Annotated in this window: 11 protein-coding genes; 4 read left to right on the top strand and 7 right to left on the bottom strand. The window is 44.0% G+C overall.

Annotated elements, in window-relative coordinates; all coding sequences use genetic code 11:
• Positions 1-9 precede the first annotated feature (9 nt).
• From RJD38_RS14020 to RJD38_RS14000, 5 genes are all read right to left on the bottom strand, one after another.
• Positions 10-207, bottom strand: coding sequence for a twin-arginine translocation signal domain-containing protein (locus tag RJD38_RS14020; protein ID WP_005599038.1), 198 nt, complete (start codon positions 205-207; stop codon positions 10-12).
• A 61-nt stretch (positions 208-268) separates the two neighbouring features.
• The gene (locus tag RJD38_RS14015) at positions 269-895 is read right to left on the bottom strand and encodes a TorD/DmsD family molecular chaperone (RefSeq protein ID WP_005599040.1); all 627 of its coding nucleotides are present in this window, start codon (positions 893-895) and stop codon (positions 269-271) included.
• A gap of 9 nt (positions 896-904) precedes the next feature.
• Positions 905-2,566: a 4Fe-4S dicluster domain-containing protein gene (locus tag RJD38_RS14010; protein ID WP_065545294.1), complete on the bottom strand. Its 1,662-nt coding sequence runs from the start codon at positions 2,564-2,566 to the stop codon at positions 905-907.
• 300 nt (positions 2,567-2,866) lie between these two features.
• The gene (locus tag RJD38_RS14005; RefSeq protein ID WP_065545295.1) at positions 2,867-3,541 is read right to left on the bottom strand and encodes a DUF3306 domain-containing protein; all 675 of its coding nucleotides are present in this window, start codon (positions 3,539-3,541) and stop codon (positions 2,867-2,869) included.
• On the bottom strand, positions 3,531-3,980 hold the full coding sequence (locus RJD38_RS14000; RefSeq protein ID WP_005599046.1) for a DUF3305 domain-containing protein: 450 nt from the start codon (positions 3,978-3,980) through the stop codon (positions 3,531-3,533). The genes RJD38_RS14005 and RJD38_RS14000 overlap by 11 nt, the downstream gene beginning before the upstream one ends.
• A gap of 352 nt (positions 3,981-4,332) precedes the next feature.
• On the opposite strand from RJD38_RS14000, the gene RJD38_RS13995 reads away from it, so the two are divergent.
• The gene (locus tag RJD38_RS13995) at positions 4,333-5,163 is read left to right on the top strand and encodes a formate dehydrogenase accessory sulfurtransferase FdhD (protein WP_005599049.1); all 831 of its coding nucleotides are present in this window, start codon (positions 4,333-4,335) and stop codon (positions 5,161-5,163) included.
• 184 nt (positions 5,164-5,347) lie between these two features.
• A complete protein-coding gene (locus RJD38_RS13990) occupies positions 5,348-7,237 on the top strand; it encodes a methyl-accepting chemotaxis protein (protein ID WP_065545296.1) in 1,890 nt (629 codons plus the stop codon).
• A 195-nt stretch (positions 7,238-7,432) separates the two neighbouring features.
• Here RJD38_RS13990 and RJD38_RS13985 read toward each other — a convergent pair whose 3' ends face one another.
• Positions 7,433-9,025 (bottom strand): ABC-F family ATPase, encoded by a 1,593-nt coding sequence (locus tag RJD38_RS13985; protein ID WP_005599051.1) that lies wholly within the window; start codon positions 9,023-9,025, stop codon positions 7,433-7,435.
• 379 nt (positions 9,026-9,404) lie between these two features.
• Here RJD38_RS13985 and RJD38_RS13980 point away from each other — a divergent pair, with 379 nt between their 5' ends.
• Both RJD38_RS13980 and RJD38_RS13975 read left to right on the top strand, forming a co-directional pair.
• Positions 9,405-11,750: an ATP-binding protein gene (locus RJD38_RS13980; protein ID WP_065545297.1), complete on the top strand. Its 2,346-nt coding sequence runs from the start codon at positions 9,405-9,407 to the stop codon at positions 11,748-11,750.
• A gap of 1 nt (position 11,751) precedes the next feature.
• Positions 11,752-12,630: a mechanosensitive ion channel family protein gene (locus tag RJD38_RS13975; protein ID WP_005599053.1), complete on the top strand. Its 879-nt coding sequence runs from the start codon at positions 11,752-11,754 to the stop codon at positions 12,628-12,630.
• An 81-nt stretch (positions 12,631-12,711) separates the two neighbouring features.
• Here the strand turns inward: RJD38_RS13975 and RJD38_RS13970 are convergent, their stop codons facing one another.
• Complete coding sequence (locus RJD38_RS13970; RefSeq protein WP_367971369.1) at positions 12,712-15,576, bottom strand: M66 family metalloprotease; 2,865 nt, start codon at positions 15,574-15,576, stop codon at positions 12,712-12,714.
• Positions 15,577-15,658: the final 82 nt, after the last annotated feature.

Here is a 15,658-nt window from a genome sequence, read left to right as displayed (position 1 = left end):
AGCTCCAAATTACAGTGAGTCGTAATAATCGCGAACATGCTGAGTTTCACGATAACCGGTCTTCTTTTCGTCAGATTTAATTTCTACAGTTTCTGCTGCAGTTGCCACTTTGGTTGTACCAGCGACAACTGCACCAGCGACGGCAGCAGTCGTTAAGCCTTTCAGGAGATCCCTGCGGCTTGTATTAATATCATTATTATCTTTCATTATTGCTTCCTTACCCTCAGGTAGTTTTTTTGGGGGCTTACCGCCCCTCTTATCGATGGTATTACTCGTACTCAGTTACGTTTTTTACATCAATTTTTAAATGCTTGTTGCTCTTGGTATTCTTACTAAACTGCACTTGCTCTAGGGTGCCAAATGCACGCAGCAATGCCGCAACAGAACGATAAAAGTCTGCACTCTTTGCGCCTTCTATTTGCTGTGCGAACGCGTCATACCAAGCCGCGATATGTTTGTTAAAAAAGGCTTGCTGAAGTGCTAAGTCTTCTTCAGTCAGCATTGCCATGACTTCGCACAATGCTGAAATATGATCTTCTGGCTCTTTGATTTGATCTTCACGCTCAAAACCAAGCAACTCAAGATCGTGGCGGATATCAGCTAATGGTTTCTCCATTAATGACCCCGTCATATGCCAAGAACCGAATAGAACCGCTTCACCACGGCCAATGCCAATAAATAGATTTTGGTATTCATCGTCTAATGCTTCACGGTCAGCATTTTTCGCCGCTTCTTGGAGTGCCAACCACGCTTTTTGCATCGCACTTTCACTTTGCTCAACGTCTAAAGCAGCAAGAAACTCAATCAATTCTTCGCTTGGTGCTTGACGAAATAACGTAGCGAGCAAAAGATAAATATCGCTGCGTAGTGATTGTTGTTCGTTAGTGTTTTCCACGCACAGCTCCTAGTATTTCAATTGGTTAGTTGGATCTTTCGCCATGCTTTCAAACATGTCGATCACACGACAGTCTTCACACATAGCAATACGACCAATGGCCGCTTCGTTATCAAAATGTGAGTGACCGCGTAACTTTGATTGCAACATATCAATCATAGACTGAGGTGCAAACGGTTTGTGACAACGTGTACATTCCGCCGCTTTCTCTTGATGAATAATAGTCGCTTTTTGACGAGACTCTTTATCCCAGTTGAAGCGAGGGGTTAAAGTCAGAACGTTTTCAGGACATGCTTTTTCGCATAAACCACATTGAATACAGTCTTGCTCAACAAACTTAAGTGATGGCGATTGACCATCAGTATGCAATGCACGTGTTGGACAAACCGCCACGCAACTCATACAAAGCGTACAATCTTTACTTTCACATTCCACGCTACCGTATGGCGCGTTTGCTGAAAGCTCTACAACGTTCTCTACTGGAATACGAGAAATCGCTAAAGCATCAAGCGCTGTGAATAGACGTTGACGTTTATTCCCTTCCAAATCCCCTAATGCAAGATCAAATGAATCTGTACATAGTGTTGGAGGTCCTTCACGAAGTGATTCTAGATATAGGATATCGATACACTCTTTCTGAATACCAAGTTGACTCAGTAGCTCTTGAGCCATTGAGACTTCATTATTCAAAATACGAATGATGGTTGGCGGCATAAAACGACTCGCCGCAAACAGTACTTGGGTTGCACCATTAACAAGCGCCGCAAACCAAGTATCAATACCAATAGATGGCAACTCTTCAACTACGATTGGGATAACGTTATCTGGTAGCGCTCTAAGCGCCATGACGTTGTAACTTTCATGGCGAGAACTACAAATCAGAACGATCGGATCTTGACCGCCCGCTTTTTCATAATTCGCTAAGGTGCGCTCAATGAATTTTTGCGTGTCTTCAGGATTGGGTAGCGCGTAATGAATTGCTTCTGTTGGACAAGCTGTCGCACAAGTCCCCACACCTTGACAAAGGTATGGGTTAATCTCGATATGGTGACCGCTTTTATCATCGCCTTGACTGGTTAGAGCGCCAGCTGGACAAGCATCAACACAACGCTCACAACCTTTTACACCACGAGAGCTGTGTGCACATAGGTCAGTATCAAGACGGAAAAATTTTGGTTTATCGAAGGTGCCCATTAAGGTTGGGATCTCTTCAAGCGCATCAGCCAGTTTTGGATAGCCGCGACCAACTGGGTAATAGCCAGGAACAGGCACTTCTTCGTTCATACAACTATTTAGACAAAGGTCCAAAACCACATCAAAACAATCGTGACCAATAGCGACTTCCGCCAAGTTACTGCGAAGTAAGTTGTTCTCGATAATCACCTCAAAGGTGCCTAGAAAACCCATTACTTCAACTGAATTAGCATAATAAAGTTGGCTATGCGTTCCTTTTTCACCATCAGTAGAAAGAAGCGTCAGGCTTTTCATTTGCGACAACTGTTGCGCCGCACTTTCAATGATGGTCGTAGGACCAACGATAAGCGTATTACCACCACTTTCATAACTGACCGTTGGTGGGATCAGATTGGTTAACTCGACGGTGTTATCAAACGCATAAAGTCTCGCCTTACCGTTTGCAGTTGTTGCTTGTTCTAATAGTTGTTTTAGCATCGCTCAGTTCCAAGGTTTAAGCAGATGAATTTAACTTCGTTTATCACGACGAAATTTTTCTTTCTACTTAATAGCAAATGCCGTACCAACTTTTATTTTAATCAATATCAATAACTTAAAGATAAAAATGAGACATAAGCATACAAAAAAAGCCCAGTGAGACAATTTGTCCCACTGGGCTTTTTGTTCTGTTAGTCAAAATGTACCTATTTTCAGTGTGGTATATTTTGTCTCAACAGATAGAGGCCGTTTGTTTCGTCTCGCTTTTCATCTAGCGCAATGCTAACAGAATCCGATTATCTAATTGCTCTTATCTTCGGTTTCATTGTGAGCGCTCCAAGCGTGAGAGTGACTATCCCCATCTATAGAAGTATCCGGTCTATTCGCTGTTACGAGAGGATCTACCTCTTCTTTGTCTACGCCCTCATCCAGCGACTGTTCATGCTCGTCATTGTCTTCTGTCGCAAAGTCTTCTTTCTCTGTCGATTGAATAACGTCTGCTTCTTCTGTGTCTTCAGAATCTATTAACGCCGCTTCTTCCTCTTCCGGCTTCTCTTTTACCCAATCACGTAATGTCTCTGCAACACCCTGTGACAAGGCTTTTAGGTTACTGTAATCCTCATCATAGTCATCTAAACCATCACGAATATTAAACTCTTCAGACATAAACAACTTACGCATCGCAGCTTTCTTGGCGCTCTCTTCTACTTGAGAAACCAGCAAATTGGCCAGCGACATTTTCTCAGGATCTTGCTCCTCTGCTGAAGCGACCTCTTGCTCTACTTCGCTATTAGGCAAATCCTGTTCGGCTTCTGACGACAATGCTTCTGGTGCATCACCAACATCAACTGAAGAATCGTCTGCGGCAGGTTCAACCTCTAAGGCTGATGCTTCAATTGGTTCTTGTTCGCTTGGTTCATCGGTCTCTTTGTTGAGTTTACGTTGAGACCAACGGCTAAAAAAGTTAGTTGCCATTTGAACGTCCTGCACCTTTACGTTTCTTACGTCGTGTTTCTAGTAGTTCACCATGTCGACCAATAAAGGCCTCCATCCACGCTTGGATAGGTAAAGGCATGTCATTCGACAACACCAAATAGTCACCATCCATAAATTGCGCTGCGACGCTCTGAGACGCCGTTAACGTAACAACGTTCACTTCGTCATTACCGTTGAAGTTATCAAGTATTAAGAACAGTTTCGGCTGCTGTGAACTAAGGTTGAAACGGTAATCGGTGCGCTCATCGCGATGCAGTTGCAATAGCGTCAGGCGATCACTTTGTTGTTCAGGTTTAATATTAAACCCCACCAATTCTTGCTGTGTGGTGGTCCACATACCGGTTTTGATTTCACGAGCAACCAAATCGCATTCGACTGGCCAAATATCGTCAGTTTTCTCAAGCGTTAAAATGGACATAGTTCACCTTTGTTTATCGTTATACTGCCAACTCATGCGTTGCTTAAGCAATATTTGTTCCCGTTACCTCAAGATGAAACAACTAAATACCCTCTCGCTTTGATATTACGCCGTGTTGAGCGTCTTAGCGTAATGAAAATCCGCACAATTAGCATTAGAATAAATTCTAGCTGATGACGGCTTAACCTGACAATCTCACACAAATTGCCCTCATCGCATTCATTTAATCATAAATGGGGTACAGTAATTGCTTAAATGAAAGCATAAGTACGTCAAATTTACGCTTGTAATGACTTTTATCCACCTTGTCTGACATCAGTGTTCAGGCCAGTGATTAGCAATAGGAACTACCGTGGTTAAACCAAATATAATTAAAACCAGTGAAAATCCACTACAAACCATTGAAGTAGAAGTGTATGACGAATACGGTGAAAAACTGACTAAACAGATCGCCTGCGAGCGCCCTCTTACTGTAATGCTTAATTGGCGTGAAGTGGTTACGTTGATGACGCTTGGTTCGCGCCCAGAGTCTCTTGTGCTTGGTTACTTAAAGAATCAAAGTTTCCTGTCTGATCCTGCTGCTTTAGAGTCAGTGATCATTGATTGGGAAACCAATTCAGCCGCCGTGATCACCAAAGAAAATACCGAACATATTGAAAGCGCACTCAAGAAAAAAACCGTTACCTCAGGTTGTGGCCAGGGCACCATGTACGGCAACGTGATGAAGCAGCTTGAAAATTACCAAGTACCGCAAACGCCAATCAAACAGTCAGAGATCTATACTGCGCTAGAAGCCTTAACGCATTATAACGACACCTACAAAAAAGCCGGTGCCGTGCATGGTTGTGCTATTTGCCATGGCGATCAAGTCTTGTCGTTTGTTGAAGATGTAGGCCGTCATAACGCCGTTGATACCCTAGCGGGCGAAATGTGGATTAATCAAGACAATGGCGATGGTAAAATTTTCTATACCACCGGCCGTTTAACTTCTGAAATGGTGATCAAAGTGGCACAGATGGGGATTCCTGTGTTGTTGTCGCGTTCCGGTGTGACACAAATGGGACTCGATTTAGCACAAAAATTTGGTATCACCACCATTGCACGTGCGAAAGGCTTACGCTTCCAAGTCTTTACCGGTGCAGACAAAATTACCTTTGATGTCAAAGGTCAAAGCGACGAATAACCTCCCTATTTTGAACGTATTCCAACAAAAACCCCAGTAAAGCTGGGGCTTTTTGATTTCTCTTACGAGTTGCAAAACCTTTCTGCACTGCTATTAGTTTAATATCCGCTTAACACAAATTTCACTGCCACAGTGAGCCATAAAACAAAGCGGTCCTTAAACGTCATCAGCTAGGGAGGTGTCTATGTCTCACTCACCAAGTATTTTGCGCGCTCTAAATGGAATTAGCATTCGTGCTAAATTGATATTACTCAATGCCATATTGATTCTAGGGGTCATCAGCTATGGCCTATTCGAACAATACAGTCTCAACAACCTACATGAATTAGAACTTGCCTCGGTTGAAAACACTGCAGCTGAAGTGGATCTTCTCACTTTACGCCGCCACGAAAAGGATTTTCTCGCTCGTCACGAACTTAAATATCACACTCGCTTTAATGAGACATTTACTCGCCTAATGACACGTTTGAATGACCTCGAATCCCGCATCAAACAGCATGGCCTTCAACTCAACGACCGCATGACGGTTATTCGCGATACGCTTACCGGTTATCAAAGCAAATTTACTCAGTTGGTCAATCAAATTGAAGCTATCGATTCACAAAGTAATCCCAACTCGCTGATTGCTAAGTTGCAAACCGCCCGTGAGGCGCTCAAAAAGAGCGTTGTTTCACTCGATAACCTACAAGCTAAGGTTGCCCTATCATCAGTACTTGAGAATGACTTTAAGTATTTAGGAAAACCCAGTGAACAAGCCGAGTTAGATTTGTCGCAACATCTGCAACGTTTCCATCAAACTTATGCTCGTCATCCTTCTTTGAGCATTGCTTTTGATGACTATCAACAAGCATTGGTTAACTTGTTCAATAGTTACAATACGCTTGGCCTTACACCGAGTGAAGGCTTGAGAGGTGAACTACGTAGTAACATTCATCAAACAGAAGCAGAGATTCTCGCCTTGCAAACTGAAATTGAAATCGCAATTAACGAGGCTTCTGATAAAACAAAAATGCAATTACACCTTTTTGGTGCAGGTCTCGCCTTTGTCATTTCCGCTCTGCTAATGATGATTGGCCGCAGTGTGCTGAATCGGATACGAGACATTAATTTCATGATGCGTGATATCGCCAGTGGCAACGGTGACTTAACCGCGAGAATGAATGCTGAAGGCAACGATGAACTCGCGCAATTAGCCAACTCGTTTGACAGCTTTATTTCCAAATTACATGGGTTAATCAAAGATGTGGCGAACGTAAAGAATGTTCTTAACCAAAGCTCTCTTGAAAGTGAGCAAGCAGCGTCGAACAGCATTAATAATGCCGAGCAGCAGAAGGCTGAGTCTGAATCTGTCGCAACCGCGGTTAATGAACTAGTACAAACCAGCAATGAAATCACCAGTAATATAGAACACGCTGCCAGTAATGCCTCGCGCATGAAAGAAGAGTCACATCGAGCACTCGAAATCACCCACAATGCAAGTGGCAGTATGCAGAATCTCGCCAACGACATCGCCAACTCTCAAAGCTTGATTGAGCAGTTAGAAGAGCAAAGTCGCGAGATCAATTCAGTGATCTCGACCATTCAAGGCATTGCTGAACAAACCAACCTACTCGCGTTAAATGCTGCGATTGAAGCGGCACGTGCTGGTGAGTATGGACGTGGTTTTGCGGTGGTGGCCGATGAAGTTCGTGACCTTTCGATGAAGACGGATAACTCTACCCGCCAAATTGAATCGACCATCAGTAATCTTACCGACCGTATCCATAGTACAGTGCGCATCATGTCGGACAGCCAACTGCAAGCTGAGTCGACCAAGCAAGACACTTTATTGGTCGTCGACGCAATTGATAGCGTGAATCAGCAAATTGAAGATTTGTTTAATATGAATGCGCAAATCGCGACCGCCTCTGAAGAGCAATCGATGGTATCAGCTGAAATTGATCGTAACATCACTCAAATTGCCAACCTTGCCAATGATACGCACCGCGAAGTTCAAGGTTCGGTTACTTGTAGTAAACAGGTCAGTGAAGTGAGCTTAAAACTGGATGCGATTGTGGCTCAATTTCGCTATTAACCGAACCCTTTTGATGCGACATATTGGTTTTGATTAATCGCTTAGCTTATCTGCTAGGTAAAATTGGGTAATATTCACAAATTCACATAACTACGCAGCAAGTAAGCAAAAACCCCGGGTTAGTAATTCTAACTCGGGGTTTTTATGCATTTTTTTGTTTAGCCTTGCTAGACAGCAAGGCTAATAAAATGTCATTTATGCATCGATACCACGGTGTTTTTGGTATTCTGCATAAGTTCCACGGAAATCGTGGATCTTACCATCACGGATCTCAAGGATACGAGTTGCTAGTGAGTCTACGAAGATACGGTCGTGCGATACAAAGAACAAAGTGCCTTTGTATTCTTCAAGAGCCGTGTTTAGCGCTTCAATCGATTCCATATCCATGTGGTTGGTTGGTTCATCCATTAGCAGCATGTTCGGTTTGTGCATCATTAGCTTACCAAGCAGCATACGACCTTGCTCACCACCAGACAGTACTTTTACTGACTTCTTGATGTCATCTTGGCCAAACAACATACGACCTAGGAAACCACGAACGACTTGCTCGTCGTCGCCTTCTTGGCGCCATTGCCCCATCCAATCCGTTAGGTTTAGATCTTCTGCAAAATCATGAGCATGATCCTGCGCGTAGTAACCAATGTTGGCATTTTCAGACCATTTGAACTCACCGCTGCGTGGTTCTAATACACCAGCGAGTGTGTTCAATAGCGTTGTTTTACCCACGCCGTTCTCACCGATGATCGCAACACGCTCACCCACTTCGAAAATTGCATCAAAGTTGCTGAACAGATCTTCATCAAAGCCTTGTGTCAAACCTTCCACGTTCAGTGCGTTACGGAATAGTTCTTTAGACTGTTCAAAACGAATGAATGGGTTTTGACGGCTTGATGCTTTAACTTCATCAAGTTGAATCTTATCAATTTGTTTTGCACGTGATGTTGCTTGTTTTGCTTTCGATGCGTTTGCAGAGAAACGTGCAACGAACGTTTGCAGTTCAGCAATTTGTGCTTTTTTCTTCGCGTTGTCAGACAGTAGACGTGTACGTGCTTGCGTTGCCGCTGTCATGTACTCATCGTAGTTACCTGGGTAAACGCGCAATTCACCGTAATCCAAGTCAGCCATGTGGGTACATACTGAGTTTAGGAAGTGACGGTCATGCGAGATGATGATCATGGTGCAGTTACGTTGGTTTAGTGTATCTTCCAACCAACCGATTGTGTCCATGTCCAAGTTGTTCGTTGGTTCGTCTAGTAGCATGATGTGTGGGTCAGCAAATAGAACCTGAGCCAATAGTACACGCAGTTTCCAACCAGGAGCGACTTCGCTCATTAGGCCGAAATGTTGCTCTAGAGGAATACCTACTGCAAGAAGAAGTTCGCCTGCTTTAGACTCAGCCATGTAGCCGTCCATTTCAGCAAATTCAACTTCAAGATCGGCCACTTTCATACCGTCTTCTTCACTCATTTCTGGCAAAGAGTAGATACGGTCACGCTCTTGTTTTACTGCCCAAAGCTCTTTGTAGCCCATGATCACAGTGTCGATTACTGTGAATTCTTCATAAGCAAACTGATCCTGGTTTAGCTTTGCTACACGCTCGTTTGGATCGTAGCTTACGTTACCTGCGCTTTGCTCTAACTCGCCGCTCAGGATTTTCATAAAGGTCGATTTACCACAGCCGTTCGCGCCGATAAGACCGTAACGGTTCCCCTCGCCAAACTTAACCGAGATGTTTTCAAAAAGTGGCTTAGCGCCAAACTGCATGGTGATATTCGCTGTGGAGATCAAAACCTGTATCCTAATTCGTCAAAAAACCGCGCAACGTTACTTATAAAGTCCTCTAACTGCAAGTGTTGATTTCAGTTTCGCCTCATTTAAGAGCCGACCCGTTCTTCGAACCACACTTTAAAGAACTCAATAAACTTATGTACCTTTACTGGGGTATGTTCTCGCTCGGGATAAACAAGACTCACTGTAAGTGCACCATCATCATATTGTGGCAGCAAAACCTCGATTTGTGGCCAGTAGCGGTGCTTTTTTCTGACACTCCTCTGACATTTGTCATTAGTTAGCCAATAAACTTCGTTCCCCTCCTTTGTCTAGCGGAAGTACCTATTCCGTTAAAACAACTACAATAATTCCTAGATAATTAATTTAAGAGATAACTATGCGTTTTTATTTACGCTGTTTGTTGTTCATCAGTCTGGTAATGGCTTGGCCAGCGCTGGCGAACAATGACTATGGCTTTCAATCTCAACCTCAACGTTCGCCAGTAGCTGATGAGATTGCTCAACAAATTTCAGCCCTGCCAGAACCTTTGTTTATGTCAGGCAAAGACAAACGCCAAGTAAATATCTTGCTGGCGAAAGTATTGCGTGTCCAACGCGAGCAAATTGCAACTTTTGACAAGCAGTTGGTGGCTCACCGTAAAGACAGTTCTCCACAAACATGGTCTGATATTCAGAACAGTTACTTTACCTTGACTAGCTTAAACCAAAGTAAAGAAGCGTTGTTGGCGCTGACGAATCCTGCTAATCGAGATCGACTTACTGGTTTTGGCCCATACGGTGTGACGCAATTTAAACAAGAATGGCAACTGACAAAGCTCAATGCGGAATACATCGTTTATTTCCAAATTCGCAGTTTTAAAGCACTGATTAAAGACATCTTCATCTCGCCAATTCCTGTCATTTGGGCAGCATTCAAGGTCTTGTTTATCTACTTTGGCTTAGTATGGTGGTTGGCAAACAGCAAACGATTGATCGATCTCTTTCGCGTTAGCCAATTGGAGAACAATAATAAGCCGCCATTTTGGGTTCGAATTGTTTGGTACATTAGCCGCGCACATCGTGCGATCGCGTGGTTAATTGCGATTACGCTATCGTTACGCGTACTTTCACAGATCCCTAGCCTACAGCATTTGATCTTCCTTGAGATATTCACTTGGTGGGTGCTCGGTGGTTCCATCGCCATCAGCTTTATTTTGGAGTTTGCCTACCGCAACAGCCGCACCTCATCACGCGCGGTGATCGCTTTACGCCTGTCAACCATTCGTCGTTACGTGTGGAGCATCATCATTGCCGGTGTGATCATGCAGATTTCAATTCGCACCTTAGGTAAAGGCACCATTTATAGCTGGATCTACAGTGCGCTGTTTTTCTGGTTTGTATTAGTTACTATCTCAATTTTACGCTTATGGCGTGAAAAGGTATTTGAGTCACTCAACGACTATTCTGATCGCCCGGTTTGGGTTACTTGGGCGATCAATCGTCAACATACCGTGGTGGTCAATATTGCCGCAACGGCAATTGGGGTTGTTTGGCTGACGATAGAAAGTGCCAAACATCGTTTAATGTCATTGCTTTCACGCTCTACATTATTTAGCCAGGCTTTGGCTTACCTATTCCGTATCGAAGTAGCAAAACAGTCCGACATCGATAAATGTCAGCATCATCTTGTGCGTATTAAAGGTGAACAGGTATTCGAGTACGTACTGCCGGGTAGTATGGACAGCACACTCATCGATTATGCGACTGACGAAGTTAAACAGCTTTCCCGCTACCTGATGTCGGATAATCCGGCGATCTGTGTTGTTTCTGGAGAGCGCGGCATTGGTTCGACAACGCTGCTTAACAGCATGCTAAATAAAGTATCTAACGCAGAACCGATTTATTTAAGCTGCCCATATTCCGGTTATAGCGGCCTTCTAGCCCAGTTAGCGCTCAGTCTTGGCCTTGATGAAGAATCGAGTGAGATCCAGATCCTCGCTTATCTGCGTAAAAGTGAGACCACTTACCTCATTGCAATAGATAATGCCCATCGCCTCGTCAAACCAATGGTTGGCGGCTTGAGCGATTTGATCCGCGTGACGAACTTATTGCGTCGTTCAAAGAAGAATCACCGTGTGGTGCTATCGATTGTGAAATCAAGCTGGCGCTTTGTCGACCGCGCTCGTGGTGAACGATTATTGTTTGATTTGGTCTGCTTCCTTCCTCGCTGGAATGAAAAACAGATTGGTCAACTGCTTGATAGCCGCATCAACAAGGATCTTGAAAAGCCATTATCGTTTGAAGGGCTCGTCGTACCTAAGCAATGGGACCAAGACGAAATGAGTGAAGAAGAGCGTGCGAAACAAGGTTTCTACCGTATTCTTTGGCACTATTCAGATGGCAACCCAACGGTTGCATTGCGCTTCTTCCGTCTGTCTATCAATCGTAACAAAGAAACTGATCAAGCGGTCGTTCGTCTATTCCACGCGCCTGAATCACAAGAACTAGAGAACATGCCAAAGCCGATGCTCGCGGTTCTGCGATCTATAGTACAACTTGAAATCGCCTCGCCAGAAATCTTATCCGATTGTACTCAGCTGAGTATTGCTGAAATCACGGGTATTTTGCGCTACTTCCAAAGCCGTGGTTACATCGAGTGGAGTGAAGATCAAGCGCGAGTCTCGGATCACTGGTTCCGTCACATTACGAACGTTCTCGACCGTCAACATCTTTTGGTGAAGTAGTATGAAAAGATTAATAATCCTACTGTTTATTGGCTTTGCTGCCTTACCGTGTTTTGCAACGGAAGAAATCGCTAATGTAGAAAACATATCTAAGATCGCCAGCCTAGTACGTTGGAGTGGTGTGTTCTTCTCGTTGTTCGTGATTGCTGGTGCATGGCTATTGCTCAAATTCATGAGTTCAATGGTTGAAAGCTTCGGTAGTCAATTTGTTCAATACCGTATGTTGCTGCAAAAACTGCAATCCTTTACTCAGTTCTTTATCTACATGAGTACGGGTATTGTGGTGTTTATGATGAGCTTCCGCATCAACGACCAAATACTCGCATTGATTGGTGGTACGTTAGCCGTTTCGGTCGGTTTTGCATTAAAAGACCTGGCCGCTTCGTTCATCGCCGGTATCACAGTAATGGTTGATCGCCCATTCCAAGTTGGTGACCGCGTCACCTTTGAAGGCAATTACGGTGATATCATTACCATTGGTCTACGTTCAGTACGTATGCGCACATTAACCGATGACATCATCACCATTCCGAACAACAAATTCTTAAATGAAGTGGTGGTCAGCGGTAACTACGGCGCACTCGATATGCAAGTAGTGATCCCCTTCTACGTCGGTATGAATGAAGACATTACCCTCGCCCGTGATTTGATCCAAGAAGCGGCGTCGTCAAGTCGTTATATTCACCTACCTAAACCGGTGACCGTATTAGTGAAACAAACCATCACTGATAACTACTTAGCAATTCAGTTAACTTGTAAAGCATATGTCGTCGATACCGCATATGAGAAGTTGTTTGAAACCGACATTACTTTGCGCGTAATGAAAGAGTTTAGAAAACACAATATCAACCCACCGAAAATTGCCGTTAACGCCAGTTAATCTCGTTTTATTGGAATAAAAAAAGCGCCTAATTTGGCGCTTTTTTCTTATCATGATTTTATCTTACGGAACATTACAATCTTAGTGATTATGTTCACCGTCTGCGTGATCACATTGGGTTGGCTCGTAACGAGTTGCCAATACACGTTGAGAGAGTTTTTTCGCAGGCATCGCAAATGCTTGGGTTTTTGCTAACGCTGTATGCTCATCACCACCTTGAACGGTATAGACAGGTTCTTGTGTTGGCGCAGCAATGGTCAGGGTATCAAGTACTTCACCATCACAAACAACACTCGCGGCCTTCGGATTGTCAGAACGCGCTACGTTGACATGGAACTTATTCATATTGTCCGCATTACGGCGATTGTTCTTCAGAGCATACTTATCGACGTCGCCGTTGGCCATTTCGACCTCTAATGCACAGTTCGCAGTAAGGCTTGTGCTGTCAGCTGCGTAAACATAACCGTATGAACCATGAAGAGCTGGGAAGATAAAGCTTTCTAGTTGCTTCGACGGATCGTAATAACCCACTAATGTCGTCACAGGGACACCATATTGAGTTGGCTTGATCGCTTGATATTGTTCAAAGCTTGCATCTTTCACCCATGTTTGACCATCAGAGACAAACACCAAACGACTGCCGTAAGGAACAACCATCGACTCACCGTTAATGGTCAAGTTCGAGTGATAACCCGCATCTGAGTTAAAGGTAAAGATCTTACCTTTATTGATCGAACTGGCTTCAGGAACCGACATATCACGTGCCCAGTGCCCATTCCAAGTTGACAACTCAACTTTGTCAAAGTTACCGAATAGAGCGGCAATTCGCTCCGCGTTTGCTTCCCATGGCGCAACACTGGTGATTTCTAGAGTATCAACACGGTGTGTGTATTCCTCCATGCTCTCAGTCTCTTCATTCCACTTTTTAAAGCCCGTTGAAGACGTTTGATCAAACACGGCTTTGCTCTCTAAGTTCTTTTGAATAAAGAACATCGAGTAAGGCGTGTATAGGGTAAAGCGCTGTTGGTTATACATCGCCCAACCGCCCGCCATTGAGTCGCTACCAAAACGGAACATGTCATTAAAGGCAGGAACACATTGTCCATCTAGACAGCTTTCGCCACCGTTGTTTTGTGGTGCAAAGTTTGGAATAAACACATCACGAGAGGAATCCCAACCCCAAGTTGAGTTACTCATATTAGCTGGTTTATGAATTGACCCTTCAAAACCACCAGGATAATGACCTAAACCGTAGTTATGCCCAACTTCATGGCTGAACTCATTGCCAATTGAGCTGTCAAGCGTAACCATGCCGCCACCACCAGAGCCACCATGTGTCACTACACCATTGCTATAGACACCACGAGTATTATGAGCGGTTAGCTGAGCGGCAAAATAAGGATGTTCGCCCTCGCCTACACCAGCGGTAGAATTGATGCCGTAGTTTGCATTGTTAATACCAATTGAGAATAGCTCTTTACCAATGCGCTGACGCATGGTGCCACCATGCCAACCACCTTCGCTTGGATCATGGTCGGTCAGTAACGTACCATCTGGTAACATCACTTCCAGCAGATGAACCGGTTCATACTCACTCACCACCATTTTGCTCAACGGCGCGGTTTCAAAGTATTCACGTTGTGCTTGTTTGTCTTGTTGGAAATCAAAACGCTCACGAGGCTCAACCAACATGCCGACATCGATAGTATGGAGAAGTAGCTCGGTAGGTGCGCCGACTTTAATGCCCGTTAAACTGCCAGATTTACCATTATTCGCGAAGGTTAGATTCAGGCCTGGCGCAAGCCATTCTTTTGGTAGCTCTGCAGACCAATAACCATCAGCATAGCCAATTTCATTAAAGATCAAATCATCTTCGAGTACCCATGCACCGTTAACGTTCTTAAATACGGTCGTCGTACCATTTGTAATCGTGCGTGTACGGTCTTGGTAGTAACTTACATTCGAGTTGTAGCCAGCGCTTGATTGGAAGATAAATGTTTTACCATCCAGTTCTGGGTTGTTTTGTTCTAAAGCAATATCGCGGATCCAGTGACCATTCCACGTATTAAGTTTTACTACATCATGCTCAGCTAAAGCAGCAGAAATAGCCGCGCTAGAAACCTCACGAACCGCGAAGATCGCCGCTTCATCATAACTAAAGTCAATATCTGTCGAGCTCATTTCAGGAATCGCAAGCACGTTACGAGCCAGCAACTCAGGTGCGCGCATATCCAATGAACCTAAAACTTCACCCTGACGATTTTTCGCCGTAACAGTGACTTGAGAGCGAGACTCAAATGCCGTGTCTGGTTTGAACATTACTTTGGTATTTCGCTCACCCACCAGATGCATGCGTTTTTCATCACTTGCTGGTTTCGCTGGAATAATGTGTACTTGCGCGAATAAAACCGCACCGTTCAATTCACCGGTAAGCATGTTTTCAAGCTGATTATTATTGAAGAAGATTGACGGTTTTTGAACAACAGGAGTACATTCAGAATTATCAAGAATAGTGGTTAGAGGGCGTTCCCAAATGTAATTCCCTTCGTTATCTTTTGACCCACGACCTGCCGCATACAGAGCAAAAGTACATTTTTCCCAGTTTGGCGCGTCGTAGCCTTCCGGGAATAAGTCAAAACCACCCGCGTAACCCCAGTATTGCCAATGTTTAGGAATAAAGTCGAAAACCGTTTGGAACTCTGACTCAATATCAAACAGATCAAACATGACGTTACCATCAAAGTTGATGCGCAGGTTTTTGCCTTTGTATTGCAAGTACTGGTACTCGCCTTGTTGAATAACATTTTCTGGTTGAGCAGCCAATAGCGCTAACTCTTCCATTTTGGTCATAATTTTAACGCTGGCTTGCTCTAATGTTAACTCTGCCGCGTTCGCATTCGTCGCCAATATAGACGCAACCATAAGCCCTAATAGTCTTTTTTTCATATCTAGTCTCTGTTTTAATTATTGTTTACTTGTGAAAGTTGAGATTCACAATCAGATACGAAGAGGCCCCTTCGACTAGAAT

It is taken from the genome of Vibrio scophthalmi (assembly GCF_040869025.1).
GTDB lineage: Bacteria > Pseudomonadota > Gammaproteobacteria > Enterobacterales > Vibrionaceae > Vibrio > Vibrio scophthalmi.
Note: the sequence above shows the minus strand (reverse complement) of the source record. Positions and strands in the feature narration are given on the sequence as shown.

What these genes read in the sequence shown, in the direction of transcription:
- RJD38_RS13990 (WP_065545296.1), top strand. Translation starts at nt 5,348, where the DNA reads ATGTCTCACTCACCAAGTATTTTGCGCGCTCTAAATGGAATTAGCATT.
- RJD38_RS14010 (WP_065545294.1), bottom strand. Translation starts at nt 2,566, where the DNA reads ATGCTAAAACAACTATTAGAACAAGCAACAACTGCAAACGGTAAGGCG.
- RJD38_RS13975 (WP_005599053.1), top strand. Translation starts at nt 11,752, where the DNA reads ATGAAAAGATTAATAATCCTACTGTTTATTGGCTTTGCTGCCTTACCG.
- RJD38_RS14005 (WP_065545295.1), bottom strand. Translation starts at nt 3,541, where the DNA reads ATGGCAACTAACTTTTTTAGCCGTTGGTCTCAACGTAAACTCAACAAA.
- RJD38_RS14020 (WP_005599038.1), bottom strand. Translation starts at nt 207, where the DNA reads ATGAAAGATAATAATGATATTAATACAAGCCGCAGGGATCTCCTGAAA.
- RJD38_RS14000 (WP_005599046.1), bottom strand. Translation starts at nt 3,980, where the DNA reads ATGTCCATTTTAACGCTTGAGAAAACTGACGATATTTGGCCAGTCGAA.
- RJD38_RS13980 (WP_065545297.1), top strand. Translation starts at nt 9,405, where the DNA reads ATGCGTTTTTATTTACGCTGTTTGTTGTTCATCAGTCTGGTAATGGCT.
- RJD38_RS13970 (WP_367971369.1), bottom strand. Translation starts at nt 15,576, where the DNA reads ATGAAAAAAAGACTATTAGGGCTTATGGTTGCGTCTATATTGGCGACG.